Here is a 25105-nt window from a genome sequence, read left to right on the forward strand (position 1 = left end):
GAAAAGAGAGCAGACTACGCGAAATCACAACTTGATGTGCCGTACGGCCCCCTGTTGCACGACTACATCAACTTCTTTCCCCGTGTGACCGGAATGTCAAGATCGCGAATTTTTTTTCTGAGGGTATTTCGATTGATGCCCAGCAATTCCGCCGTCTTAACCTGATTTCCACGGGTCGCCGCGAGGCTGAGCGCGATCAGCGGCATCTCCACCTCGCGCAGGATCCGGTCATAGAGGCCCGGCGGCGGCAACTCGTTGCCGTGCAAGGCGAAATAGCGCTGGAGATGGGTCTCGATCGCCTGACCGAGCCGCTCACCGTCGCTGCCCTGCGCGGGCACGGCGGAGCTGGGACGGGCCGCGAGCTCGGCGCTCACCGCCGCCTCGCCGATCACGTCGTCTGGGCAGAGCACGGCAAGGCGCCGCATCAGGTTTTCGAGCTCCCGGACGTTCCCGGTCCAGTTCTGCTGCTTCAGAACGTCGAGCGCTTCGCTCGAAACCTGCTTGCGCGGCAGCCCCTCCGTCTCCGCCCGCTGGAGAAAGGCGCGGGCGAGGTCCGGAATGTCTTCCAGCCGCTCGCGCAAGGGCGGCAGGCGCACGGGCACGACGTTGAGACGGTAGAAGAGATCCTCGCGGAAGCGCCCCTCGTTGATGAGCGCGCGCAGGTCCTGGTGGGTGGCGGCGATGATGCGGACATTGGCCGGGATCGTCTCCCGCCCCCCGATCCGGGTGAACTCGCCCTCCTGCAGTACGCGCAGCAGCCGGGTCTGCGCATCCGCAGGCATGTCCCCGATCTCGTCTAGGAAGAGCGTTCCGCCCGCCGCGGCCTCGAACCGGCCCGCCTGCCGCTCCGCCGCGCCGGTGAAGGCGCCCTTCTCGTGGCCGAAAAGCTCGCTCTCGATCAGCTCGCGCGGGATCGCGGCCATGTTGAGCGCCACGAACGGCCCGTTCTTGCGGGCGCCGAAATTGTGCAGCGCGCGGGCGACCAGCTCCTTGCCGGTCCCGCTCTCCCCCGTGATCATGACGGAGAGGTTGGTGTTCATCAGCCGCGCCATGATGCGGTAGACTTCCTGCATCGCGGGGCTGCGCCCGATCAGCGGCAGGTTCTCCTGCACCGGATCGGCGGGCGCGGCCTTCTCCACCGGGCGGTCGCGCTGGCCGAGGCCCTTGCGGACCTGTTCGAGAACTTCCTTCAGATCGAAGGGCTTGGGCAGGTATTCGTAGGCGCCGGCTTCGGCGGCACGGATCGCCGTCATCACCGTGTTCTGGGCGCTCATCACGATCACCGGCAGATCAGGCCGCTTGCGCCGGATCGCGGGGAGCAGGTCAAGGCCGTCGCCGTCGGGCATCATCACGTCCGTCACGACGATGTCGCCCTCCCCCTCCTCGATCCAGCGCCAGAGCGTGTTGACGGAGCCGGTGGCGCGCACGCGGCAGCCCGCGCGGGTAAGCGCCTGGCTGAGTACCGTGCGGATCGCGCGGTCGTCGTCGGCAAGCAGGATCGTGCCGTCCATCAGCGTTTCTCCTTCCAGACGGGGAGCAGCAGGCGGAAGGCGGTCCAGCCCGGCTCGCTCTCGCATTCCACGACGCCGCCATGCTGGCTGACGATCTTCGAGACCAGCGCGAGGCCGAGGCCGGAGCCCGCGGCCTTGGAGCTGACGAAGGGTTCGAAGAGGTCCTTCTTCATGTCCTCCGCCACGCCGTGACCGTTGTCGATCACGCTGATCTCGAGCGGCAGGCTCTCCCGCCCGCCGCCGGGCAGGCTCAGCATCACGCCGGGGCGGTAGGCGGTGCGCAGGGTGATCATTCCGCCAATCTTCGGAACGGCTTCCGCGGCGTTCTTGATGAGATTGAGCGCCACCTGCATGAGCTGGTCGGCATCGCCGGGCGTCGGCGGCAGGGACGGATCGTAGTCCTCCACGAAGCGCACACCGGCGGCGAACCCGCTCTCGGCCGAGAGCTTGGCGCGGTTGAGGACGTCGTGGATGTTCACTGGCTCACGCGAGACCGGGCGCAGGTCGCCGAACTGCTCGACCCGCGACAGCAGTTTCTCGATCCGCTCGGCCTCCTCCCGGATCAGGGCGCAGAGCTCCTGGTCATCCTCGCCGAGGCTCATGGCGAGGAGCTGCGCGGCGCCAGAGATGCCCGCGAGGGGGTTCTTGATCTCATGCGCCAGCATCGCGGCCATCCCGGTGACGGAGCGCGCGGCGGCGCGCGAGCTCAGCGAGCGGTCCATCTTCTCCGCGATTCCGCGGGGCTGGATCTGGAGGAGCACATCGCCCCCGTCGCCGAAGGGGGCGGCCTGCACGTTCGCGACCCGCGGCGGGTTGTCGGCCCAGCCCACGTCGATGTCGTGCTGGGCGTAGCTGACCCCCGCCCCGCGCGCCTGGGCGACCATGTCGAGCAGTGCGGAGCCCTCGCCCGCGTAGCGCGCCACGGCTTTGCCGCGCATCTGCCGCTCGGACATGCCGACGAAGTTCTCGGCGGCGGTGTTGGCGCGCGCGATCTTGTCCTCGCCATCGAGGATCAGCGCGGGGAACGGGCTGGCGTTCCAGACGGCCTCGTAATCCGCGCTCATGCCGCCAGCCGCACAGGCCGGGCGACGGCCTCCTCCACCAGCGGACGGACGGCGCGCGGGTCCGTCGCCGTCATCAAGGCGCGGCGCAGGTCCTTGGGCACGTCGTGGGCGTCGATATACCAGCCGAGATGCTTGCGGGCGCATTTCACGCCCATCTCGGCGCCGTAGAAGCTCAACATGGCCTCGTGATGCTCCAGGATCAGATCGGCGAGGGCGGTGCCTTCGGGAATGTCGGGGGTGGTGCCCTGCCCCAGATCCGCCGCGATGGACGCGAGCTGCCACGGGCGGCCCTGCGCGCCGCGGCCCACCATGACGCCGGCCGCACCCGAGGCGGCGAGCGCGGCGCGGGCCGTCGCCCCGTCCACGATGTCGCCATTGGCGATCACGGGCACGTCCACGGCGTCCACCACCGCGCGGATCGCGCTCCAGTTGGCGGTGCCTTTATAGAACTGGCAGCGCGTGCGGCCGTGGATCACGATCATCCGCACGCCCGCCGCCTCGGCCCGCCGCGCGATCGCGGGCGCGTTGATCTCGTCGTCGTTCCAGCCCAGGCGCATCTTAAGCGTCACTGGCACGTCGACCGCTGCGACCACCGCCTCGATCAGCGAGAGGGCGTGGTCGGGCTCGCGCATCAGGGCGGAGCCGGAATAGCCGTTCGTCACCTTCTTGGCCGGGCAGCCCATGTTGATGTCGACGATGCGCGCCCCGCGGTCGACCACGAGCTTCGCGCACTCGGCCATCCAGTACGCCTCCCGCCCCGCGATCTGCACGGAGGCGTCGCCGAGGTCGCCATGCACCTCCGCCCGCGCGCGGGCACCCGGCCGGGCCTGGACCATCTCCTGGCTCGCCACCATCTCGGATACGACGAGGCCCGCGCCGAAGCGGCGGACGAGCCGGCGAAACGGCAGGTCGGTGATCCCGGCGAGCGGGGCCAGCAGAACCGGGCTGTTGAGCGTATGTGAACCGATCTGGAGGGTCATTTGCCGCATTCCTGTGCAGAGTTCCCGGTTAGCGCAAAAAGCGGGCAGGCACAACGGGCACGCAACGCTTTCGCGGGACCGGCGTGGCGCGTTCGCCAGGGGAGCGCGCGTCCTGCCACGGGGACGCCACGGCGTCCACAGGCTTTCCCATGAGTGTTTCGCTCGAGCCCGTCACCCGCGACGACGTAATCCCGCTCACGGACCTCGCCGTGCACGCGGAGCAGCGCGGCTTCGTCGCCGACAACGCCTTCTCGCTCGCGCAGGCGCCTTACGAGACCGGCGCCTATCCCTTCGCGATCCGGGCGGACGGGCGCCTCGTCGGCTTCTGCATGGTGATCGACATGCGCGAGCATCAGTATCGGGAGCGCTGCGACGACCCGCAGTCCTGCTTCCTCTGGCGCTTCATGATCGCGGCCGAGGAGCAGGGCAAGGGCTACGGCCGCGCGACGCTGGCTGAGGTCGAGGCCTGGGCGCGCGCCCGCGGCCTGACGGCCCTCGTGACCACCGCAGTGGAGGGCAACGCCGCGGCCCGCGCGCTCTACCGCAGCGCCGGCTTCGTCGAGACGGGCCGCATCGCACATGGCGAGGTCGAGATGCGCCGCCCGCTCGACTGACGCCTTGCGTCCGGTCCCCCTCCCTCGCCATAAGGAGGCGGATTGACGGGAGGATCCATGCGCACAGCCGCCATCATCGTCGCCGCCGGGCGCGGCACCCGCGCGGGCGGCCCGGTGCCGAAGCAATATGCGGCGCTCGGCGGCGTCCCGGTCCTGCGCCGGACGATCCAGGCGCTGCTGCCGGAGGTCGAGCAAGTACAGGTCGTGATCCACCCCGACGACCGCGCCCACTATGAGACGGCGGTGGAGGGCCTCGCCCTGCCCGCCCCCGTGCCCGGCGGCGCGACCCGGGCCGACAGCGTGCGCGCGGGGCTGGAGGCGCTGGCCGCCGATCCGCCCGACGTCGTCCTGATCCATGACGCCGCGCGCCCCTTCGTCTCCGCCACCCTGATCCGCGCCGTGACCAAGGCGCTGGAGGAGGCTGAGGGCGCCTGCCCCGCCCTGCCCGTCGTCGATGCGCTCTGGCAAGGCAGCGACGCCCTCGAAGTGCCGCGCGCCCGCGAGGGCCTGCTCCGCGCGCAGACCCCGCAGGGCTTCCGCTTCGCCTCGATCCTCGCCGCGCACCGTGCCAACACCCAGGATCTCGCCGACGACGTCGCCGTGGCCCGCGTGGCAGAGATCGAGGTGGTTGCCGTGCCGGGCGAGGAGCGCAACTTCAAGATCACCACGCCCGCCGACCTCGCGCGGGCCGCGCGGGAGGTGGAGCGGATGACCCCCACGATGGATGTGCGCACCGGGACCGGCTTCGACGTGCACCGGCTTGTGCCGGGCGATCACGTGACGCTCTGCGGGGTGGAGATCCCGCATGACCGGGCGCTGTCGGGCCATTCGGATGCGGATGTCGCGATGCACGCGATCACCGACGCGATCTTCGGCGCGCTCTCCGAAGGCGATATCGGGCAATGGTTTCCGCCCTCCGACCCGCAATGGAAGGGCGCGGCGAGCCACATCTTCCTGGAAAAGGCGGTGGAGCGCGCAGGCGCCCGGGGCGCTGCGATCACCCATCTCGACTGCACCATCATCTGCGAACAGCCCAAGATCGGGCCGCACGCGGCCGCCATGCGCGCCCGGATCGCGGAGATCTGCGGGCTCGCGCCCGAGCGGGTGAGCGTGAAGGCCACGACCTCCGAGCGCCTCGGCTTTCCGGGCCGCGGCGAAGGAATCGCGGCGCAGGCCGCCGCCACGCTGGTGTTCGCGTGAATACGGCGCGCGCCATCGCGAGCTTCGGCGGCGCGGGCTTCCTGCCGAAGGCGCCGGGGACCTGGGGCTCGCTCGCCGCCCTGCCGGTCGCATGGGTCCTGCACGGGCTCGGCGGTTTCGGGCTATTGCTCGTTGCGACGCTGGCAGTCACGGCCCTCGGCTTTTGGGCCATCCCGAAGGCCGTGGGCGACGACCACGATCCCGGCTGGGTGGTGATCGACGAGGTGGCGGGCCAGTGGATCGCCCTCTGGCCGCTCTCGCTGGGCCTCTCCATGGCCGATGTCGGGGCCTGGGTGTTTCCATGGCCGGGCTGGGTCGGCGCGTTCGTGCTCTTCCGCCTCTTCGACATCTGGAAGCCCGGCCCGGTGGGCTGGGCGGACCGGCAGAGCGGCGCGCTCGGCGTGATGCTCGACGACCTGATCGCGGGGGCGATGGCGGCGGTTCTGGTCACGTTGGCCGCCGCGATCTCCCACGGGTGGCTGCTATGAGCGCGGCTGAGGTCCTCGCCGCCGCCCGCGCCCGCGGCTGGACGATCGCGACGGCGGAGAGCTGCACGGGCGGGCTCGTTGCGGGCGCGCTGACGGACGTGCCGGGCTCGTCGGACGTCTTCGACCGGGGGGTCGTGACGTACTCCTACCCCTCCAAGGTCGCCCTGCTCGGCGTGCGGCAGGAGACGCTGGACGCCGTGGGCGCTGTCTCCGAAGAGGTGGCGCGGGAGATGGCGGTTGGTGCGCGGGAACGCTCGGGCGCGGACCTGACCGTCGCCATCACTGGCGTGGCGGGGCCTGGTGGCTCCGAGGAGAAACCGGAGGGGCTGGTCCACTTCGCGACCGCTTCGGCGGACGGTGTGGTGCACCGCGAGATGCGCTTCGGTCCTCTGGGCCGCGCCGTGGTGCGGGCGCGCAGCGTCGAGGTCGCTTTGGAGATGCTGCTGAACGCGGCGGGTGGGTAGAGCAGATGCGGAAACTGTGCTGAGCGCCGATGTCTTTTGACCACCGTCCCGGCCGAAGAGCCGGGACCTTTGGCAAACGAGTTATTCCAGAACAAAGAGGCCCCGGATCAAGTCCGGGGCGGTATCAAATCACGCCGGCGCCTCGCCCGGCGGCGGCCCCGGGCCGCGCCCGCCCGGGCCCCTCGTTTCTCAGTTCGATATGAGGTTGAGCAGCGCCCGCTCGGTCGCGCTCAGCCTCTCCTCCCCCAGCACCGGCCCGTCCATGTCTCTGCGCCCGGGCCAGCCGTCCTTCTCGAACGCCTCCAGAACCGCCGGGTGCACGTAGCTCGACCGGCAGACGGCGCGGGTGTTGCCGAGGGCTTTCGCGGCCTTGTCGATGGCGGGCAGCAGGGCGCGGTCGCGCGGGACCTCCGGATCCGCCTCCGTCAGGGCCTGCGCGCAGATCGCCGTCGCGGCCCAGGTGCGGAAGATCTTGGCGGTCCACTCGGCTCCCGTCACCTCACGCAGCCAGTCGTTCACGTCACCCGATTGCACCCGGTGGACGCCGCCATCGTCGTCTTCCCACTGGAAGAGATGCTGCCCCGGCAGGTCGTCGAGCCGCCGCAGTGTGGTGGAGACGCGCCTGTCATGCAGCTTCAGCCGCCGTTCCTTGCCCGACTTGCCCGTGAAGGTGAAGCGGACGACCTCGCGGCCCGCCTCGACGTGTTCTTCGGTCATGGTGGTCAGGCCGATCGAGCCGTTCTCCCGCGCGTAGGTGTCGTTGCCGATGCGGATATGAGCGCGCTCCAAGAGGTGCACGACGGTGGCCAGCACGCGCTCGCGTGACAGCTTGCGGCGGCGCATGTCGGCGGCGACCTGGGCGCGCAGCTCCGGCAGGGCGCGGCCGAAGTCTGCGAGTTCGGCGAATTTCGTCTCCTCGCGCAGGGCGCGGTAATCGGGGTGATAGCGGTACTGCTTGCGTCCCTTCTCGTCCCGACCCGTCGCCTGCAGATGCCCGTTCTCCAGAGGGCAGATCCAGACGTCGGCATAGGCCGGCGGCACAGCCAGCGCATCGATGCGGGCGCGCACGCCCGGGTCGCGGATCAGGCTGCCCTGCGGCTCGTAATAGGCCCAGCCCCGGCCGGCGCGGCGGCGGGAGATCCCGGGATCGGTGTCGGAGACGTGGACGAGGCGCATGGGACGAAGACCCGCTTGTGCCGCGTCCGGTTCCGCGCCAGTCTCGCGACCGTTGGTCCCATGGGAGGCGTCGATGCTGCATCTCTACACCGCGAAGGGCACCTGCGGGCGCGCGACGCTGATCGCGCTGGAGGAGGCCTGGGTCGGCTACGAGCTGACCGTCATCGACTTCTCGAAGGAGGAACAGAAGACGCCGGAATATCTCGCGATCAACCCCAAGGGCCGGGTGCCCGCGCTGGTGACCGACGAGGGCGTGCTGACCGAGACGCCGGCGCTGCTCGGCTATGTGGCGGCGACGCATCCGGAGGCGGAGCTGCTGCCGACCGAGCCCTTCGCCCGGGCGGCCGCCGACGAGATGATGGCGCATCTCTGCGCCAACGTGCATCCCGCGCACGCTCATATCCGCCGCGGTCACCGCTGGGCCGACGACCCGGCGGCCATCGCGGAGCTTACCCGCAAGGGGCCCGAAGTAGTCGAGAGCACCATGCGCTGGGTCGAGGACAAGCTGGTCGGCGAATGGGTCGCGGGCGCGCGCTACTCGCTGGCCGATGCCTATCTCTTCACGGTGGCGAACTGGATGGAGGGCGACGGGATCGACATGGACACCCTGCCCCGCATCCGAGACCACCGCGCCCGCGTGGCCGATCGCCCGGCGACAAAGCGCGCGCTGGAGAAGGAAGCGGGCTGACGCCCGGATTTTTGTTTGCGAGCTGGCGCTCAAGACCTTCGCTTGCGAGCTCACGCTCGCGGGCCTCCGGCGGGGATATTTTTCGGACAGATGAAGGGGGGCGCTTCGGGTTCCGTCGTCCTCGGACTTGATCCGGGGATCTTGGAGTTGGGAGATCCTCCGGTCGGGCCGGAGGATGACGGCGTCGTCATCGCCTGAAAAAACAGGGCCGGAGGGTGTCCTCCGGCCCCGTACCTCTTACCGCCGTACGGCTCAGCCGACCAATTCGAGGCCGGAGAAGAAGTAGGCGATCTCGACCGCTGCCGTTTCGGGCGCGTCGGAGCCGTGGACCGAGTTCTCGCCGATCGACAGGGCGTATTCCTTGCGGATCGTGCCTTCGTCCGCTTCGGCGGGATTGGTCGCGCCCATCACTTCGCGGTTCTTCGCGATGGCGTCCTCGCCCTCCAGCACCTGCACCACGATCGGGGCCGACGCCATGAATTCGCAGAGCTCGTCGTAGAACGGACGCTCCTTGTGGACCTCGTAGAAGACGCCCGCCTGCTTCTTGGTCAGGTGGATGCGCTTTTGCGCGACGATGCGCAGGCCTGCCGCCTCGAGCTTCGCGTTGATCGCGCCGGTCAGATTCCGGTTCGTGGCGTCGGGCTTGATGATGGAGAAGGTGCGTTGCACGGCCATTCGGGTCGCTCCTTGGCTTGTTGTCGCGCCGCCCGTAACACGCGCCGCGCGGCGGATAAAGGCCCCTTTCCCCCGCGCTCCGCCCGCGATATGGCAGGCCCATGCTCACGATCCGCGATATCACCTTCACGCTGGAGGGCCGGCGCCTGTTCGACGGTGCCTCGGCCACGATCCCGGCGGGCCACAAGGTCGGCGTCGTGGGGCGCAACGGCACCGGCAAGACCACGCTCTTCCGTCTGATCCGGGGTGAGTGGGTGCTCGATGGCGGGGAGATCGAGGTGCCGCGGCAGGCCCGCATCGGCGGCGTAGCGCAGGAGGCGCCGGCGAGCGACGTGAGCCTGATCGACACGGTGCTCGCCGCCGATACGGAGCGGGCGGCGCTGATGGATGCAGCGGAGACGGAGACGGACGGCGCGAGGATCGCGGAGATCCACACGCGGCTTCAGGACATCGACGCCCATTCGGCGGAGGCGCGGGCGGCAGCGATCCTGTCGGGCCTCGGCTTCGACACGGCAGCACAAGCCCGGCCCTGCAAGGATTTCTCCGGCGGCTGGCGGATGCGGGTGGCGCTGGCCGCGGTGCTCTTCAGCCAGCCCGACGTGCTGCTGCTCGACGAGCCGACCAACTACCTCGACCTCGAAGGGACGGTGTGGCTGGAGAACTTCCTCGCCCGCTATCCGCACACCGCGCTCGTGATCTCTCACGACCGGGGGCTGCTCAACCGTTCGGTGGGCGGGATCCTGCATCTCGATGCGCAGCGGCTGACCTACTACCAGGGCAATTACGATCAATTCGACCGGATGCGCCGGGCGCAGCTCGAACAGCAGGTCGCGGCGAAGAAGAAGCAGGACGCGCAGCGCGCGCATCTGCAGAGCTTCGTGGACCGGTTCCGCGCCAAGGCGTCGAAAGCGAAGCAGGCGCAGAGCCGGATCAAGATGCTGGAGCGGATGCAGCCCGTCGCAGGCGTGGTGGAAAGCTCCGTCGCGCAGTTCTCCTTTCCGCAGCCGGAGGAGCTGTCGCCGCCCATCGTCTCCATGCGCGATGCGAAGGTGGGCTATGGCGGGCTGCCGGTGCTGGCGGGGCTCGACCTCCGGATCGATCAGGACGACCGGATCGCGCTGCTCGGCGCCAACGGCCAGGGCAAGTCGACCCTGTCGAAGCTGATCGCCGGGCGGCTCGCGCCGCAGGACGGGCAGATCGTGAGCTCCTCCAAGCTGCGCATCGGCTATTTCGCGCAACACCAGCTCGATGAGCTGCATGCGGACGAAACCCCGCTCCAGCACCTGCGCGCCCTGCGACCCGAGGAGCCGCCGGCGAAGCTGCGCGCCCGCCTTGCGGCCGGCGGCATCGGGGCGGAGATTGCGGAGACCGAGGTGCGCCGCCTCTCGGGCGGGCAGAAGGCGCGGCTCGCGATGCTGATCGCGACGCTCGACGCACCGCACCTGATGATCCTCGACGAGCCGACCAACCACCTCGACATCGAGAGCCGGGAGGCGCTGGTGATGGCGCTCACCGAATACTCCGGCGCGGTGATCCTCGTCAGCCACGATCCGCACCTGGTGGAGGCGGTGGCCGACCGGCTGTGGCTGGTGAAGGACGGTGCCGTGCGGCCCTATGACGACGACATGGACGCCTATCGCCGGATGCTCTTGAGCGAACGCGGCGGCAAGCCCGCGCGCGAGGAAAAGCCGAAACCGAAGCCCAAGGCAGAGGTGCGCCGCCAGACAGCACCGCTCAAGTCCGAGCTCGCCAAGGCCGAGGAGCGGATCGCGAAGCTGGAGGAGATGCGCGACAAGATCGACTCCTCCCTCGCCGATCCCCGCCTCTACGAGCGCGGCGATACCGAGCGGCAGGAGATGCTGCGGAAGAAACGTGCCGAGGTGATGGACGGGCTGGATCGGGCGGAGGCGATCTGGCTCGACGTCTCGGCGCGGCTGGAGGCGGCGGGCGGCTGACGAACCGCACGCATCGCCCTATCTGGAGGCGGACCGAAACCGATCCCCGGAGCTCCGCCATGCTTCGCGCCCTGCCCTTCCTCGGCCTCGTGCTGCTGACCGCATGCGGCCCGCGCATCGCCTTTTCCAACGAGAATGCCGTCGTGATCTCCTACCGGCCCGGCACCGTGACGCTGGACGAGGTGCGGGTGCGCGCCGCGGCGGCTTGCGCAGAATTTGGCAAGGGGCTGGGCCGCCCCAGCTTCGACCGGCAGATGGCCGAGAACGAGCGCGAGGTCGGCTTCCTCTGCGTCTGAGCAACAGCCCCTTGGTTCTTCGCATCGCACGAAAAACCGCGCTGGCCCCGGTCGCGGCGCCGGGCTATGCCCGCCCCCATGACCGAGATCGCCATCAATGCCTTCGTCACCCTTTTCGTCATCATCGACCCGATCGGCCTCACCCCGATCTTCGTCGCGCTGACGCCGGGGCAGAGCCGCGCGCAGCGGCGGGTGGTGGCGGTGCGCGCGGTGCTGATCGCCTTCGCGATCCTGTGCATCTTCGCCTTTTTCGGCGAGGCGCTGCTGGGTGCGGTTGGCATCGGGATGCCCGCCTTCCGGATCTCGGGCGGCGTGCTCCTCTTCCTCATCGCGGTCGAGATGCTGTTCGAGAAGCGCAATCCGCGGCGCGAGAAGCAGGCCGACGAGCCGGAGCCGCACCGCGATCCGTCCGCCTTCCCGCTCGCGCTGCCGCTGCTCGCGGGACCTGGTGCCATGGCCACCATGATTCTGCTGATGGACGAGCTTCAGGGCGACATGCAGGCCCAGGCGACCGTGATCGGGGTGATGGCTGGCGTCCTCGTGATCGCGCTCGCGCTGTTTCTTGCCGCGGGGCTGCTCGAACGTGTCATCGGGCAGACAGGTGTGAACGTCATCACGCGAATTCTGGGCGTTCTGCTTGCGGCCCTCTCGGTCCAGTTTATCTTGGACGGTCTCAGGGCCGTCGGCGTGTTGGGAGTATGAAACTTGGGTGAACAACAGGTCGCGAACCTGGTCTATCTCGTGCTGCTGCTCATCGTACTGGGCGGCTCGTTCCTGTCGCTCTATCGCGGGCGGCTGAGCCGGACGGTCGCGTTCGTCGTGGTCTGGGGCCTGCTCTTCGCAGCCCTTATCGTCGGCTACGATCAGCGAGGCTCGCTGGAGGCGGCGCTGCTGCCCGAGCGGACGGTGCAGACGGGCTCGGGCACGGTGGAGATCCGGCGGCGGTTCGACGGGCATTTCTATGCGGATCTGACGATCAACGGCACGCCGGTGGAGTTCATCGTGGACACCGGGGCGAGCTCCATCGTGATCTCGCAAAGGGACGCGCAGCGGATCGGGTTCGACACGGCGGCGCTCGACTATTCGAGTTCGGCGCGCACGGCGAACGGCACGGTGCGGCTCGCAAGCATCCGGCTCGACGAGATGACGCTGGGCGAGCTGACGGACCGCGACGTGCGCGCCGTGGTGAACTCCGGCGATATCGAGACGTCGCTCCTAGGCCTCGATTATCTTGACCGGTTCGAGCGGGTGTCGATCGAGAACGGCGTGATGGTGCTGGAGCGCTAGGCGCCTCGGGACGCGGTTCCGCCTGCCGGCGGGCGTATTTTCGCAAAGGTGAAAACGGCTGGGTCGCGTCAGCGATGGGCCGTGCGCTCGAAGGGTGTGGTCCGGCGGATGCGGTCGAGCCAGCCTTGGAGCTTCGGTCGTGCCGCGATCATGGCGTCGGCACCGGGCACCTCGGCAAAGCAGGCGAGCATCGGTGCGAGGTGGCAATCAGCCCGGCCCGGTGCGGCGCCGTTGAAGAAGCCCTCCACCGGCATCAGCCCCTCCAGCATGTCGAGGATCGCCGCCGCGCCCGCCGCGGGGCGGAACACCGCGTGGGCATAGGTGCGGCGCACCAGCGGGACATAGAAATAGGCGTCGGTGGCGGAGATCAGCTGAGCCGTGCGCACCTGTCCCGCCGCATCCGACGGGGTCAGCGGCGGGCCGTCGAAGGCGAGGTCGATGTGAAGGCCGATCGCCGACGTCTCCCAGATCCGCTGGCCGTCATGTTCCAGCACGGGCACGCGGCCCATCGGGTGCTCGGGCACGTCGCCCGCGAAGGGATCCACCTCGCGCCAGTCGAAGGTCACGCCCTTCGCGATCAGCATCATCCGGGCCGCGCGGGAATAGACGCTGGCCCCCGTAGCCGATCAGCAGCGGCGTCATCCGCTGCGCGCCTTCTCCACCCAGCGGCCGTCCTCCTCGGCCCAGAAGACGGCGGTGTGGTCGGTCTCGGTCACCGCCCGCCAGTCGGTGCGCGCGTCCTCCGTCGCCTGCGGATCGCTGCCGTCGAAGATCAGCGCCACCCGCTCGAACCCGTCGAGCGCCGGAATCGCAAGGCGCGCGCCGTCCACGAGGAGGAGCGTGCCCGCGCCGTTCGGCACCTCGTCGGAGGTCGTGAGCAGCACCGGCTGCTCCGCATCGTGCGGCCCCCCGGCGCGGCCATGGGGCAGGAAGGCCTCGTCGCGATAGGTCCAGAGATGCGTGTCGAGCATGTCGAGACGGGCAGCCCCGGCCCCCTTCACCACCATCCGGCCCCCGCGCGCGAGGGTCCGCTCCGCGAAGGTCGTCACCGTCGCTTCGAGCGTGGAGCCGGAGAGGCGGTAGAAGAGGACCTCCACGTCAGTCCTCCACCACCTCGTAATTGTCGCGGATCATCCGGTCGAGCGCGCGCACGCCCCAGCCGGTGGCCCCGGCGGGCGCAAGCTCCGTCGCCGACTTCACCGAGGCCGTGCCCGCGATGTCGAGGTGGATCCACGGCACGCCCTCCTTGATGAAGCGCTGGAGGAACTGCGCGGCCGTGATCGAGCCCGCGTCGCGGCCGCCCACGTTCTTCATGTCCGCGATGCGCGACTTGAGCTTCTTGTCGTAGGCGGGGCCGAGCGGGAGGCGCCACGCGCCCTCGTTCTCGTCCTCGGCGGCCTTCAGGAACTGCTTGGCGAAGTCGTCGTCGTTGGAGAAGACGCCCGCATTCTCATGTCCCAGCGCGATGATGACCGCCCCTGTCAGCGTCGCGAGATCGACGATCCCGGTCGGGGAGAAGCGGTCCTGCGCGTACCAGAGCACATCGGCGAGGACGAGGCGCCCCTCGGCGTCGGTGTTGATGACCTCCACCGTATCGCCCTTCATCGACTTCACCACATCGCCGGGGCGCTGCGCGTTGCCCGCGGGCATGTTCTCCACGAGGCCGACGAGACCGACCACATTGGCCTTCGCCTTGCGCAGGGCGAGGGCCCGCATCACGCCTGCGACGGTGCCCGCGCCGCCCATGTCCATGGTCATGTCTTCCATGCCCGCGGCCGGTTTCAGGCTGATGCCGCCGGTGTCGAACACCACGCCCTTGCCGACGAGGGCGAGCGGCGGCTCCTCCCCGCCGCCGCTCCAGCGCATGATCACGACTTTCGACGGGGTAACGGAGCCCTGCCCGACGGCGAGCAGCGTGCGCATGCCGAGCTTTTCGAGCTCCGGCTCGTCGAGGATCTCCACATCGAGGCCGAGCTCGCCCATCGCGGCGAGCCGTGCCGCGAAATCCTCGGTCGTCAGCACGTTGGCCGGCTCGTTGACGAGGTCGCGGGTGAAGAAGACCCCTTCGGTCACCGCGGCCATCGGCCCGGCATCGGCGGCGACGCTCTCGGGCTTCGTCACCATGACCTCGACGCGCGGAGCGGGCTTCTCCTCTTCGTCCTTCGGGGTCTTGTGCGTGTCGAAATCGTAGGCGCGCAGCGCCAGCCCGTGCGCGATCTCGGCCGCCTTGGCGTGGGAGGCCAGCACCACCGTCAGATTGCCCTTGCCCATCGCCTTCGCCAGCGACGCACCGGCCTTGCGCGCCTGCGCCGGGGTGGCCCGGCGGTCGAGCTTCACGACCACCACGGCCTCGGCCGCGAGACCGGCGGGCATGCTCAGCACCTGCGCGCCGCCCGTCTCCGTCTTCTCCCACAAGGCACTCTCGCCGAGCTTTGCCAGCGCCCCGCGCGTCAGGCGGTTCACGCGGCGCGTCAGCCGATCCATCGCGCCGTCGGAGGCGAGCAGCACGGCGACGCGTCCCTCCGCAGCCGCGAGACGATCGAAATCGGGTTCGTCGAAGGTGATGCGCAGCGGTTCGGTCATGTCGGCCCTTTCAGGAATGTATCACCTTCGAGCCCTATCAGCGCCGCCGGTCCGCTGGCAAGGTGCCCGCGCTTGACCCCCACCGCCCCCACGCCTAAGCAGGACGGGCTTTTCGTCACAGGAGCGCCCGCCACCCATGCGCCAGCTCGACCGATATGTCCTGGCACAGCTCATGGGACCGCTCGGCTTCTTCGCGCTGATCTTCGCGGGGCTGGTCTGGCTGACGCAGTCGCTGCAGGTGATCGACACGATCGTGGCGAGCAACCAGTCGGCGGCGGTGTTCCTGGAGCTTTCCGCCCTTCTGTTGCCGAGCGTGATGACGATCGTGCTGCCGATCTCGGCCTTCGCCGCCAGCCTCTTCGCCATCAACCGCCTGCTGACGGAGAGTGAGCTGGTCGTGATGATGAGTGCCGGGCGCAGTCCGCTGTCGCTTGCCCGTCCGATGTTCATGCTGGGCCTCGTCGCGATGGTGCTGACAGGCATCCTGACGCTCTATCTCGCGCCCAATGCCGCGCGGGAGCTGCGGGACCGGACGGCGGAGATGCGGGCGGAGCTTGCCAACAGCGTCCTGCGAGAGGGGCGGTTCAACCACCCGGTGCGGGGCGTGACCGTTTACGTCCGGCAGGCGAACTCCGCCGGCGACATGCTCGGCATCTTCATCCAGGATGCGCGTGGGCCCGGCCCCTCCATCACCTACACCGCCGATCAGGCGCGACTGGTGCAGGGGCCGATGAGCGTGCAGGTGATCCTCTTCGACGGCACCGCGCAGCGCTTCGAGGATGGCGGTGAGACGCTGAGCCTCTTGGAATTCGAGCGGCTGGCCTATGATCTCGGCCCGCTCGCCGAGGACACGAGCAACCGCCGCCGCAAGCCCCGCGAATACACCGCCCTCACCCTGATCGATCCGCCGGACGAGCTGTGGGAGGGGAACGAAGGCCGCCGGGCCGAGCTCATCGCCGAGGGGCATGATCAGATCTCCGGGCCGCTCTACGCGCTCGCCTTCCCGATCCTCGCCCTCGCCGCGATCCTCGGCGGGAGCTACCGGCGCGCGGGCTTCGGGCGCAGGATCGCAATCGCCGTGGGCATCGCGCTGACGGCGCGGATCGTGGGGTTGGGCCTCGTCCCGGCGGTGGAGCAATCGGCGTCCATGTGGCCGATCCTCTATGCACCACCGCTCCTTCTGCTCGCGGGATCGAGCGCGGTGCTCTGGCGACGGGGGCGACGGGCATGATCGCGACGCTGCCCGCCTATATCCTGCGGCGCCTCTTCACCGGGATCGGGGTCGCGTTCCTCGTCGCCTTCGTGCTGGTGATGATGGGCGATCTCTTGGACCTGAGCACCGAGGAAGGGGACGCGCCCCTCCTCGCCCTCGCTCTCCTGCACGCGCCGTCTGTCCTGACCGAGACTCTGCCCTTCGTCGTGCTGCTTGGGGCCCTCGCGGCTTTCCTGCGGCTCGCCCGCACGTCCGAGCTGGTGGTGACCCGCGCCGCCGGCGTCTCCGTCTGGCGGCTCCTGAGGATCCCGATGATCGCGGCGATGCTGCTCGGCGTGCTGTCCTTCACCGTGTGGAACCCGATGGCCGCGGCCTCCCTCGCCCGCTACGAGGTGCTGAGCAGCCGCTATTTCGACGGACGCGAGAGCCTGTTGTCGATCTCCGCCGAGGGTTTGTGGCTGCGGCAGGCCAGTGAGCAGGGCCAGACCGTCATCAACGCCACCCGCGCCACGCCCGAGGGGGAGGAGCTGATCGGCGTCTCGATCTTCGAGTTCAACGAGGACAACAACCTGAGCCGCCGGATTAGCGCGCGCCGCGCGCTCCTGCAGGACGGTTATTGGGAGGTCGAGGCCGCCCGCGTCTGGGATATCGCCCCCACGGCCCGCGGGCAGACGATCACCGCCCGCGACGAGGACCGGCTGGAGCTGCCGACGGACCTCACCTCCAACCGCATCCTCGAAAGCTTCGCCGATCCCGAGGCGCTGAGCTTCTGGGAGCTCGGCAGTTTCATCGAGACGCTGGACGCGTCCGGCTTCTCCTCCGTCCGGCACCGGATGCACCTGCAGACGCAGCTCGCGCAGCCGGTGCTCTTCGCCGCGATGGTGCTGATCGCGGCGGGCTTTGCCATGCGCCATGTCCGGTTCGGCTCGATCGGGGTGCGGGTGATGCTCTGCGTCATGTCGGGCTTTGCCATCTTCTTCCTGTCGGATTTCACGCAGGCGCTGGGGGCGGCGGGGACCATCCCGGTTCTGCTCGCCGCGTGGGTGCCGCCCATCGCAGCCCTCTTGCTCGCCACCGCCCTTCTGCTACACCTCGAGGATGGATAGCTTGCGCCGCCTCTTTCTGCCCCTCATCCTCCTGATATCCCCGATCTTTCCAGGCGCCGCGCAGGAGGTGGAGCAGGAGCGTGTCGCTCTCATCGCCGACCGGGTGAGCGTCGATCAGGCGACCGGCAACCTGATCGCGGAAGGCGACGTCACGATCTTGCGGGGCGAGACGGTGCTGACCACCGACCGCCTGATCTACGATCGCGCGGCGGGTCAGGTCCGCGTGCCCGGCCAGCTCATCCTGCAGTCCGACGAGGTCGGCGGCGTGGTCTACGCCGATTTTGCGGAACTCGACGAGGATCTGCAGAACGGCGTCGCCGAAGGTGCGCGCGCCATCATCGACAACCAGCTCCAGGTCGCGGCCACCTCGCTGCAGCAGATCGACGGGCGGCTGACGGTACTCAACCGAACTACCGCATCCTCGTGCGTGATCTGCGAGGAGAACCCGACGCCGATCTGGCAGATCCGGGCGGAGCGTGTGGTGCGCGATGCGGAGCAGCTGCGGTTCTACTACGAGAACGCGGTGTTCGAGCTCTTCGGCGTGCCGGTGCTCTACCTCCCCTATTTCAGCCATTTCGACCCGTCGGTCCGGCGGGCAACGGGTTTTCTGAACCCCGAGCTCCGCAGCTCGGGAGAGTTCGGGTCGGGCGTCCGCATTCCTTATTTCTACGTCATCGATGATAGCCGCGACGCCACGCTCACGCCGTTCGTCACGACCGATGCGGGCGTGCTGCTCGAAGGTGAGTATCGCCAGCGCTTCATGCGCGGCTCCATCGATCTGGGGGGCACGCTGAAACTGCAGAGCGATGAGGTGGGCGACGACCGCGGCTTTCTGTTCGCCCGGGGTGACTACGACTTCGGCGACGACATCATCGGCCGCATCGATGGCATCGCCGTGAGCGACGATGCCTTCCTCGACAGCTTCGGCTACTCGTCGGCCGACCGCCTCACCTCCACCCTCTCACTCGAACGCTTCCAGACCGGCCGCTTCTGGCGGGTGAGCAGCATCTATTTCGACAGCCTGCGGGACAACGAACCGCAGGAGACTGTGCCGTTCATCCTGCCGGAGGCCGAGTTCCGCCGGACCTATGCACTGGGTGAGATGCGGGCAGACCTGACGGCCACCGCCCTCTCCTTCACCCGCGACGATGGCCGTGACGTGTCGCGCACCAGCCTCGGTGCGGGCTTCGACCGGACCATCGTCACCGATCCGGGCCTCGTGCTGCGCGGCTTCGCGGATTTCGGCGGCGATCTCTACTACACCGCGGACGATCCCGCGGTCGGCAGCGACACGGATGCCCGTGTCGATTCCACCGTCGGCTTCGAGCTGCGCTACCCGTTCGTTTCCCGCAACGCGGGCCTCACGCAGGTGATCGAGCCCATCATCCAGATCGTCCGGGGCGATCAGAGCGGCGATCCGGAGGATGTGGCGAACGAGGACAGCCTTCTCGTCGAGCTGGACGAGACCAACCTCTTCTCCACCAACCGCTTCCCCGGCTCCGACCGGTTCGAGACCGGCACCTACGCCAATCTCGGCCTGCGCTACGAGAGCATCACGCCGCGCGGCCGGAACATCACCGGCACCATCGGCCGCGTGGTGCGGGAGGAGGCGCTCGACACCTTCCCCGGCAGCACGACGCTGGGGCAGGAGGAATCGGACTACGTGCTCGCCGCGGGTTTCGATGCGACGCGCAACACCCGGATCTCGGGCTCGCTGCTCGCCGATGACGACTTCGTGGCCTCGCGCACCGAGCTGCGCTTTGCCTATGGCGGCGAGCGGTTGGGCTTCAGCGGCACCTACGTGTTCCTGCGCGAGGACGAGATCACGCCGGAGGATCGCGCCGAGCTCGTCTTCGACGCCAGCTACCAGATCGACGGCAACTGGCAGGCCGATGTCGGCTTTCGCCGCGATATCGAGAACTCCGACTTCATTCGCGTTGACGCCGCCGTGAGCTGGGGGAACGAGTGCGCGACCTTCGAATTTTCGGCCTCGCGCCGGTTTACCCGCCGCGATAATGTCGAACCCAGCACCGATTTCGGCCTCACGCTGCGGCTGGCCGGGATCGGCGAAAGCGCCCTCGGCACCAGACGGCGCGAGCAAATCTGCGGGACCTGACTGAGGAGAAGACCCCTGTGACCGCCCTATTCCGTTTCGTCGGCGCACTCGCGCTCGGCCTCATGGTCACCTTTGCCGGACAGGCGCAGACCCCCTTTGCGCCCGCGATCGTCGTCAACGACGATGTCGTGACCTTCTACGATCTGGAGCAGCGCCGCGCGCTCTACCGCGCCTTCGGCATGCCGCCCGCGATCCTCGAGGATCAGGTCGTCGCCGACCTCACGGACGAGGCGCTGATGCGCCAGGAATCCCGCCGCATCGGCATCCTCGTCGGCGAACGCGAGCTGCAGGCGGGCTACAACGCCTTCGCGCAGCAGCGGGGGCTCAGCGGCGATCAGCTCACGGCACAGCTCACCCGCGCGGGCATCGATCCCGGCACCCTGCGCGACCAGATCGAGGCGCAGCTCGGCTGGCGCGACGCGATGCAGGCCCGCTTCACCTCCCGCGCGCGGCCCAACGAGCGCGATATCGAGGAGGCGATGATGATCGACGCCACCGGCATCTCGCGCGAGGTGCTGCTGGCCGAGATCGCGATCCCCTACGCGGAGCGCGGCGAGGCCCGTACCAACGAGCTTATCACCCAGATCTACGAGGACGTGCGCAATGGCGGCGACTTCCGAGCCGCCGCGCGGGAGTTCAGCCGGGCGCAGACCGCGCGCAACGGGGGCGAGATCGGCTGGGTCGCCACCGGCGATCTGCCGGGCCCGATGCGGGCGGAGATCGACCTGATCGATGCGGGCGGCGTGACCCGTCCGATCCCGATCACGCGCGGCGTCTCCCTGCTCGCCGTCCTCGACGAACGGCGGGTGCCGACGCGCAATTCCGGCCTCGTGACAATCAGCTATGTCCGCGCCACCTTCCCCATCGACGGGGGTGAGGCCGCGGCGCGCACGGCCGCGACCGAGGCGCGGCGGCGGCTCGACGGCTGTGCCGACATGACGGCGCGCGCCGACGAGTTCGGCCCCGGGTCCGGGCGCTTCGGGCCCGAGCCGCTGTCCTCGGTCAACCCCGCGCTCTTCTCCGTGCTGGCCACGGCGCAGCTTGGGCAGATCAGCCAGCCGGTGCGCATCGGCGACTCGATCTCGCTGATCGCGCTCTGCTCCCGCGACGTCTCGCTCGACGCCGATCAGCGCCAGCAGGTGCAGAACCAGATCTTCGCCGACCGGGTCTCCGCCTTCGCCGACGGCTACCTGCAGGAGCTCCGGCGCGACGCCGTCATCGACGTCCGATGACCCTCGTCCTCTCGCTCGGCGATCCCGCCGGGGTGGGGCCGGAGCTTGCGGTGCGGGCCTGGGCCGAAGGGGCTGGGCCGTTCACGGCGCTCGGCTCAGCCGATCATCTTGAGAAGCTGGGTGCAACGGTTGCGCGTGTCGACGCACCGGACGCCACGCCGTGGCCCGAGGCGCTGCCGGTCATCGACATCCCGCTCGCCGAGGACGTCACACCCGGCACCCCGTCGCTCGCCAATGCACCCGCGGTGGTCGAGGCGATCAACCGCGGCGTGCAGCTCTGCCTCGACGGGCACGCCAGCGCCCTCGTCACCGCCCCGATCGCGAAATGGGTGCTGAAGGAGGGTGCGGGTTTCGCCCATCCCGGCCATACGGAGTTCCTGGCCCATCTCTCCGGCGCACCAAGGCCCGTCATGATGCTCGCGGGGCCGGAGCTGCGCGTGGTCCCCGTCACCATCCACATCCCCATCGCCGACGTGCCCGCCGCCCTGACGCCGGAGCTTCTGGAAGAAACCATCCGCGTCACCCATGCGGGCCTCATTCGCGACTTCGGTGTCCCCACACCCCGCCTCGCCATCGCGGGCCTCAACCCCCATGCAGGCGAAGGCGGCGTCATGGGGCGGGAGGAGATCGAGACCCTCACGCCTGTCCTCGACCGCCTGCAGGCCGAGGGCTTCGACCTCACCGCCCCCCTGCCCGCCGACACCATGTTCCACCCGGCGGCCCGCGCCCGCTACGACGCGGCGATCTGCATGTATCACGACCAGGCGCTGGTGCCGCTGAAGACGCTGAGCTTCGATGACGGGGTGAACGTGACGCTGGGCCTGCCCTTCATCCGCACCTCGCCCGACCACGGGACCGCCTTCGACATCGCGGGCACCGGCCGCGCCCGGCCCGATAGCCTGATCGCCGCCATCCGGCTGGCGCAGGAGATGGCGGCCCGCCGTGCCTGACGCCCTGCCCCCGTTGCGCGAGGTCATCGCGAAGTACGAGTTGCGCGCCAAGAAGCAGCTCGGCCAGAACTTCCTGCTCGACCTGAATCTCACATCGAAGATTGCCCGTCGCGCCGGTGACCTCGCCCAATGCGATGTGCTGGAGATCGGCCCCGGCCCCGGCGGCCTGACCCGTGCGCTGCTGATGGAGGGTGCCCGCCACGTCGTCGCCATCGAACGCGACGCCCGCTGCCTGCCCGCGCTGGCGGAGATCGAGGCGGCCTATCCCGGCCGCCTGACGGTGCTGGAGGGCGACGCGCTCGCGCTCGATCCGCTGCCGCACCTGACGCCGCCGATCCGCATCGTCGCGAACCTGCCCTACAATGTGGGGACGGAGCTGCTGCTCCGCTGGCTCACGCCCGACACCTGGCCACCCTTCTGGCAAAGCCTCACGCTGATGTTCCAGAAGGAGGTGGCGGAGCGGATCGTGGCGCAGCCGGGCTCAAAGGCTTACGGCCGCCTGTCGATCCTCGCCCAGTGGCGCTGTGACGCGAGGCTCGCCTTCACCCTGCCGCCGCAGGCCTTCACCCCGCCGCCGAAGGTCAGCTCCGCCGTCGTGCAGCTCGACCGGCTGGAGGCGCCGCGCTACCCCGCGGATCCGCAGATCCTCAGCGACGTCGTCGCCCGCGCCTTCAACCAGCGGCGCAAGATGCTGCGCGCCAGCCTGCGCGGGCTGCTCCCCGATATCGAGGAGGTGCTCACCGGTGTCGGCATCGCTCCGACGCAGCGCGCCGAAGAAATCGGGCTGGAGGCGTTCTGCGCCCTCGCTCGCGCGGTGGCCGAGCGCCGTTAGGCGCGCTCGGCTTCCCCGTCATCGCTGACGACGACCAGCGTCGGCTGCTCGCCCTCGCCACCCTCGTCCGGCGTGTTGTTCCGCCGACGGCGGCGGCGCGGCTTCGGCGCGTCCTGCTCCGGCGTCTCGACGAGATCGGACTCGCCGCTCGCCTCGGCCGGTGCGGCCTCCACCTCGGGCTGGTCCTGCTGCTGCTCACGCTGCTGCTGGCGCTCGGCCTGCTCCTGCTCGCGCTTCGCGTTCTGCGCGTCCTGCTGGCGCTGCGCCTCGGCGAGCAGGCGGGTGTAGTGCTCCGAGTGCTGCAGGAAGTTCTCCGCATTCACCCGGTCGCCAGACAGCTGCGCATCGCGCGCGAGCGTCTGGTACTTCTCGATGATCTGCGACGGGGTTCCGCGCACCTTGCCCTCGGGCCCGGCGGAGTCGAACACGCGGTTCGTCACGTTCCCCATGCTCTTGTTGCGGTTGTTCTTGTTCCGAGAACGGTTCTTGTTCGGTTGTCTCATGCTGTCCGATTTCCACCGTTGCGCCGTCAGCGGACGCACGGTCTGTCTGTTGCTTCTGCCGGGCGCGGCGGCCCGCGATACTCATAAGCTGACGCTGATCGAAGCGGTGTTCATTGGGAGGCGGCACAAGTCATCGCCTCTGAACGTGCTCTAAGTATCGTTCCTTTGATGCGGAGTTCAACCGCAATCGTGCGTTTTTTCAGTCATACGTGCCGTCAGCGGACACGATCTTGAGCACCCGTGCGCGACCGTCGAGATCGCGCAACACTTCCACCGGCGCCGGGGCGAAGAGCGCGGCCGCACTCTCGCCCTGTGCCGCGCCGATCTCCAGCAGCATCCGGCCGCCTGGCGCGAGGTGCGCGTGGTATCCTTTTGAAATCGCGCGATACGCGTCGAGCCCGTCGCCGCCCGGCGTCAGCGCCAGATGCGGCTCCCAGTCCCGGACGTCCGGAGCGAGCTCGGCCATCTCGTCGGCGGCGATATATGGCGGATTCGACACGATCAGGTCGAAGGATCCGGTCACACCCTCGAACCAGTCGGCGGCAATCACCTCGAAGCGTCCGGGCGCGTGAGTGGCGAGATTCCGCTCAGCAACGGCCCGCGCGGGCGCTGAGAGATCGGTCGCCACGCCCCGCGCCTCCGACCATTCGGCGAGCAGTGTGGCGAGGATCGCGCCCGACCCGGTGCCAAGATCGAGGATCCGCCGCGGCGTGGGTCCGGCCAGTGCGGCCTCGATCAACGTCTCCGTCTCCGGCCGAGGGTCGAGCACGTCGGGTGTCACCTCGAAGTCCCGCCCCCAGAACGCCCGCCGCCCAAGGATCTGCGCCACCGGCTGCCGCCGCGTCCGTGCCGCGATCCGCGCGCGGTAAACCGCCGGCTCCGATACTTCGTCGCCCATCCGCGCCGACAGATGCCCACCGGCGAGATCCTCCATAAGCCGCCGCGCATCGCGCTCGGCCCCGGGCACGCCCGCCGCCCGCAAGGCCGCGATCCCTTCGGCGAGAAGCTCAGCGACCGTCACCGTCTCCCCTCCATCCAGCTTGTCGAAATATCCCGGGGGAGCGCGCAGCGCGGGGGCAGCGCCCCCTCATCCGGCCGCATCGAGTGCTGCCAGCCGTTCGGCCTGATCCGCCGCGATCAGCGCCTCGACGATTTCGCCCAGATCGCCCTGCATCACCTGGTCGAGCTTGTAGAGCGTCAGGTTGATCCGGTGATCCGTGACGCGGCCCTGCGGAAAGTTGTAGGTGCGGATCCGCTCCGACCGGTCGCCGGAGCCGACCTGCCCCTTGCGCTCCGCCGCGCGCTCCGCATCCGCCGCCGCGCGCTGCTGGTCGTAGAGGCGGGAGCGCAGGACCTGCATCGCCTTCGCCCGGTTGGCGTGCTGCGACTTTTCGGAGGAGGTCACGACGATCCCCGTCGGCAGATGCGTGATCCGCACGGCGCTGTCGGTCGTGTTGACGTGCTGGCCGCCGGCGCCACTCGCGCGCATCGTGTCGATGCGGATGTCCTCGGAGCGGATCTCGATATCGACCTCTTCAGCCTCGGGCAGCACCGCCACTGTCGCCGCCGAGGTATGTATCCGCCCGCCGCTTTCGGTGGCCGGAACGCGCTGGACGCGGTGTACGCCGCTCTCGAATTTCAGCCGGGCAAAAACGCCCTCGCCGCTGATCGAGGCGACGAGTTCCTTGAGCCCGCCGAGCTCCGTCACTCCCTCCTCGATCACCTCGAGCTTCCAGCCCTGCGCCTCGGCAAAGCGGCGGTACATGGCGAAGAGATCGGCGGCAAAGAGGGCCGCCTCGTCACCCCCCGTCCCGGCCCGGATCTCCAGAACGGCAGAGCGGGCGTCGGCCGCGTCCTTCGGCAGCAACGCGATCTGCAGCGCGCGCTCGGCCTCCGGCAACGCCGCCCGCAGCGAGGGCAACTCCTCCTCGGCCAGCGCCCGCATCTCCGGATCGGCGCGCATCTCCTCCGCATCCGCGATGTCGGAGACGAGGTTCGCATAGGCCTCCGCCTGCTCGACCACCGGCTTCAGCTCGGCATATTCGCGGGCGGTCGCGACCATCTCCGCGCCGTCCAGCCCGCCGGCCATCTTCGCCTCCAGATAGGCGAAGCGGTCGCGGAGCGCAGCGATCTTGTCCTGTGAAATCATCCGGCGATGTGGACCCCGGCAGC

At 69.3% G+C, this 25105-nt stretch carries 26 protein-coding genes; 15 read left to right on the forward strand and 11 right to left on the reverse strand.

Going from position 1 to position 25105, the window contains the following annotated elements:
- Nucleotides 1-62: 62 nt before the first annotated feature.
- Genes ntrC through dusB form a run of 3 tightly spaced genes read right to left on the reverse strand, consistent with a single transcriptional unit; the run spans nucleotide 63 to nucleotide 3555 of the window.
- On the reverse strand, nucleotides 63-1514 hold the full coding sequence (gene ntrC, locus I0K15_RS19285) for a nitrogen regulation protein NR(I) (protein ID WP_196105536.1): 1452 nt from the start codon (nucleotides 1512-1514) through the stop codon (nucleotides 63-65).
- Nucleotides 1511-2575 carry a two-component system sensor histidine kinase NtrB gene (locus I0K15_RS19290; protein ID WP_196103098.1) on the reverse strand — a complete coding sequence of 355 codons (1065 nt, stop codon included), beginning with the start codon at nucleotides 2573-2575 and terminating at the stop codon, nucleotides 1511-1513. The genes ntrC and I0K15_RS19290 overlap by 4 nt, the downstream gene beginning before the upstream one ends.
- Nucleotides 2572-3555, reverse strand: a complete 984-nt coding sequence (dusB, locus tag I0K15_RS19295) for a tRNA dihydrouridine synthase DusB (RefSeq protein ID WP_196103099.1) — start codon at nucleotides 3553-3555, stop codon at nucleotides 2572-2574. Before dusB ends, I0K15_RS19290 begins: the two co-directional genes overlap by 4 nt.
- Before the next feature lie 149 nt (nucleotides 3556-3704).
- On the opposite strand from dusB, the gene I0K15_RS19300 reads away from it, so the two are divergent.
- Genes I0K15_RS19300 through I0K15_RS19315 form a run of 4 tightly spaced genes read left to right on the forward strand, consistent with a single transcriptional unit; the run spans nucleotide 3705 to nucleotide 6321 of the window.
- Nucleotides 3705-4169 carry a GNAT family N-acetyltransferase gene (locus I0K15_RS19300; RefSeq protein WP_196103100.1) on the forward strand — a complete coding sequence of 155 codons (465 nt, stop codon included), beginning with the start codon at nucleotides 3705-3707 and terminating at the stop codon, nucleotides 4167-4169.
- 57 nt (nucleotides 4170-4226) lie between these two features.
- Complete coding sequence (locus I0K15_RS19305; RefSeq protein WP_196103101.1) at nucleotides 4227-5369, forward strand: bifunctional 2-C-methyl-D-erythritol 4-phosphate cytidylyltransferase/2-C-methyl-D-erythritol 2,4-cyclodiphosphate synthase; 1143 nt, start codon at nucleotides 4227-4229, stop codon at nucleotides 5367-5369.
- A complete protein-coding gene (locus tag I0K15_RS19310; protein WP_196103102.1) occupies nucleotides 5366-5857 on the forward strand; it encodes a phosphatidylglycerophosphatase A family protein in 492 nt (163 codons plus the stop codon). Before I0K15_RS19305 ends, I0K15_RS19310 begins: the two co-directional genes overlap by 4 nt.
- Nucleotides 5854-6321, forward strand: a complete 468-nt coding sequence (locus tag I0K15_RS19315; protein ID WP_196103103.1) for a CinA family protein — start codon at nucleotides 5854-5856, stop codon at nucleotides 6319-6321. The genes I0K15_RS19310 and I0K15_RS19315 overlap by 4 nt, the downstream gene beginning before the upstream one ends.
- A 189-nt stretch (nucleotides 6322-6510) precedes the next feature.
- Here the strand turns inward: I0K15_RS19315 and I0K15_RS19320 are convergent, their stop codons facing one another.
- Nucleotides 6511-7497 carry a DNA topoisomerase IB gene (locus tag I0K15_RS19320; protein WP_196103104.1) on the reverse strand — a complete coding sequence of 329 codons (987 nt, stop codon included), beginning with the start codon at nucleotides 7495-7497 and terminating at the stop codon, nucleotides 6511-6513.
- 73 nt (nucleotides 7498-7570) lie between these two features.
- On the opposite strand from I0K15_RS19320, the gene I0K15_RS19325 reads away from it, so the two are divergent.
- Nucleotides 7571-8185 carry a glutathione S-transferase family protein gene (locus I0K15_RS19325; RefSeq protein WP_196103105.1) on the forward strand — a complete coding sequence of 205 codons (615 nt, stop codon included), beginning with the start codon at nucleotides 7571-7573 and terminating at the stop codon, nucleotides 8183-8185.
- A gap of 252 nt (nucleotides 8186-8437) precedes the next feature.
- Here the strand turns inward: I0K15_RS19325 and ndk are convergent, their stop codons facing one another.
- Nucleotides 8438-8860, reverse strand: coding sequence for a nucleoside-diphosphate kinase (gene ndk, locus I0K15_RS19330; protein WP_196103106.1), 423 nt, complete (start codon nucleotides 8858-8860; stop codon nucleotides 8438-8440).
- A gap of 101 nt (nucleotides 8861-8961) precedes the next feature.
- Here ndk and I0K15_RS19335 point away from each other — a divergent pair, with 101 nt between their 5' ends.
- The 4 genes from I0K15_RS19335 to I0K15_RS19350 all read left to right on the forward strand — a co-directional run bounded on the left by I0K15_RS19335 (nucleotide 8962) and on the right by I0K15_RS19350 (nucleotide 12398).
- Nucleotides 8962-10815 carry an ABC-F family ATP-binding cassette domain-containing protein gene (locus tag I0K15_RS19335; RefSeq protein ID WP_196103107.1) on the forward strand — a complete coding sequence of 618 codons (1854 nt, stop codon included), beginning with the start codon at nucleotides 8962-8964 and terminating at the stop codon, nucleotides 10813-10815.
- A gap of 59 nt (nucleotides 10816-10874) precedes the next feature.
- Entirely contained in the window at nucleotides 10875-11111 is a 237-nt protein-coding gene (locus I0K15_RS19340; RefSeq protein ID WP_196103108.1) for a hypothetical protein, read from the forward strand.
- A gap of 78 nt (nucleotides 11112-11189) precedes the next feature.
- Nucleotides 11190-11813 (forward strand): MarC family protein, encoded by a 624-nt coding sequence (locus I0K15_RS19345; RefSeq protein ID WP_196103109.1) that lies wholly within the window; start codon nucleotides 11190-11192, stop codon nucleotides 11811-11813.
- 3 nt (nucleotides 11814-11816) lie between these two features.
- A complete protein-coding gene (locus I0K15_RS19350) occupies nucleotides 11817-12398 on the forward strand; it encodes a retropepsin-like aspartic protease family protein (protein ID WP_196103110.1) in 582 nt (193 codons plus the stop codon).
- 68 nt (nucleotides 12399-12466) lie between these two features.
- Here the strand turns inward: I0K15_RS19350 and I0K15_RS19355 are convergent, their stop codons facing one another.
- The 3 genes from I0K15_RS19355 to I0K15_RS19365 are packed head-to-tail and all read right to left on the reverse strand — an operon-like array spanning nucleotide 12467 to nucleotide 14981.
- Nucleotides 12467-12985, reverse strand: a complete 519-nt coding sequence (locus tag I0K15_RS19355; RefSeq protein ID WP_196103111.1) for a glutathione S-transferase family protein — start codon at nucleotides 12983-12985, stop codon at nucleotides 12467-12469.
- A 51-nt stretch (nucleotides 12986-13036) separates the two neighbouring features.
- A complete protein-coding gene (locus I0K15_RS19360) occupies nucleotides 13037-13495 on the reverse strand; it encodes a DNA polymerase III subunit chi (RefSeq protein WP_196103112.1) in 459 nt (152 codons plus the stop codon).
- 1 nt (nucleotide 13496) lies between these two features.
- Nucleotides 13497-14981 carry a leucyl aminopeptidase gene (locus I0K15_RS19365; RefSeq protein WP_196103113.1) on the reverse strand — a complete coding sequence of 495 codons (1485 nt, stop codon included), beginning with the start codon at nucleotides 14979-14981 and terminating at the stop codon, nucleotides 13497-13499.
- Nucleotides 14982-15117: 136 nt separating this feature from the next.
- Between I0K15_RS19365 and lptF the strand changes: the two genes are divergently transcribed.
- The 6 genes from lptF to rsmA are packed head-to-tail and all read left to right on the forward strand — an operon-like array spanning nucleotide 15118 to nucleotide 22430.
- Nucleotides 15118-16212, forward strand: coding sequence for an LPS export ABC transporter permease LptF (gene lptF, locus I0K15_RS19370; protein ID WP_196103114.1), 1095 nt, complete (start codon nucleotides 15118-15120; stop codon nucleotides 16210-16212).
- Nucleotides 16209-17300: an LPS export ABC transporter permease LptG gene (lptG, locus tag I0K15_RS19375; protein ID WP_196103115.1), complete on the forward strand. Its 1092-nt coding sequence runs from the start codon at nucleotides 16209-16211 to the stop codon at nucleotides 17298-17300. Before lptF ends, lptG begins: the two co-directional genes overlap by 4 nt.
- Before the next feature lies 1 nt (nucleotide 17301).
- Nucleotides 17302-19416 carry an LPS-assembly protein LptD gene (locus tag I0K15_RS19380; protein WP_196103116.1) on the forward strand — a complete coding sequence of 705 codons (2115 nt, stop codon included), beginning with the start codon at nucleotides 17302-17304 and terminating at the stop codon, nucleotides 19414-19416.
- Nucleotides 19417-19433: 17 nt separating this feature from the next.
- Entirely contained in the window at nucleotides 19434-20648 is a 1215-nt protein-coding gene (locus tag I0K15_RS19385) for a peptidylprolyl isomerase (protein ID WP_196103117.1), read from the forward strand.
- Nucleotides 20645-21598 carry a 4-hydroxythreonine-4-phosphate dehydrogenase PdxA gene (gene pdxA / locus I0K15_RS19390; protein ID WP_196103118.1) on the forward strand — a complete coding sequence of 318 codons (954 nt, stop codon included), beginning with the start codon at nucleotides 20645-20647 and terminating at the stop codon, nucleotides 21596-21598. Before I0K15_RS19385 ends, pdxA begins: the two co-directional genes overlap by 4 nt.
- The gene (gene rsmA, locus I0K15_RS19395) at nucleotides 21591-22430 is read left to right on the forward strand and encodes a 16S rRNA (adenine(1518)-N(6)/adenine(1519)-N(6))-dimethyltransferase RsmA (protein WP_196103119.1); all 840 of its coding nucleotides are present in this window, start codon (nucleotides 21591-21593) and stop codon (nucleotides 22428-22430) included. The genes pdxA and rsmA overlap by 8 nt, the downstream gene beginning before the upstream one ends.
- Here the strand turns inward: rsmA and I0K15_RS19400 are convergent.
- The 3 genes from I0K15_RS19400 to prfA form a co-directional block, all read right to left on the reverse strand.
- Nucleotides 22427-22933 (reverse strand): DUF4167 domain-containing protein, encoded by a 507-nt coding sequence (locus I0K15_RS19400; protein ID WP_196103120.1) that lies wholly within the window; start codon nucleotides 22931-22933, stop codon nucleotides 22427-22429. The genes rsmA and I0K15_RS19400 overlap by 4 nt on opposite strands.
- 199 nt (nucleotides 22934-23132) lie before the next feature.
- Nucleotides 23133-23954 (reverse strand): peptide chain release factor N(5)-glutamine methyltransferase, encoded by an 822-nt coding sequence (gene prmC / locus I0K15_RS19405; protein ID WP_196103121.1) that lies wholly within the window; start codon nucleotides 23952-23954, stop codon nucleotides 23133-23135.
- Nucleotides 23955-24020: 66 nt separating this feature from the next.
- Nucleotides 24021-25082 (reverse strand): peptide chain release factor 1, encoded by a 1062-nt coding sequence (gene prfA, locus I0K15_RS19410; RefSeq protein WP_196103122.1) that lies wholly within the window; start codon nucleotides 25080-25082, stop codon nucleotides 24021-24023.
- Nucleotides 25083-25105: the final 23 nt, after the last annotated feature.

Source organism: Pontivivens ytuae (assembly GCF_015679265.1).
Classification (GTDB): Bacteria; Pseudomonadota; Alphaproteobacteria; order Rhodobacterales; family Rhodobacteraceae; genus Pontivivens; species Pontivivens ytuae.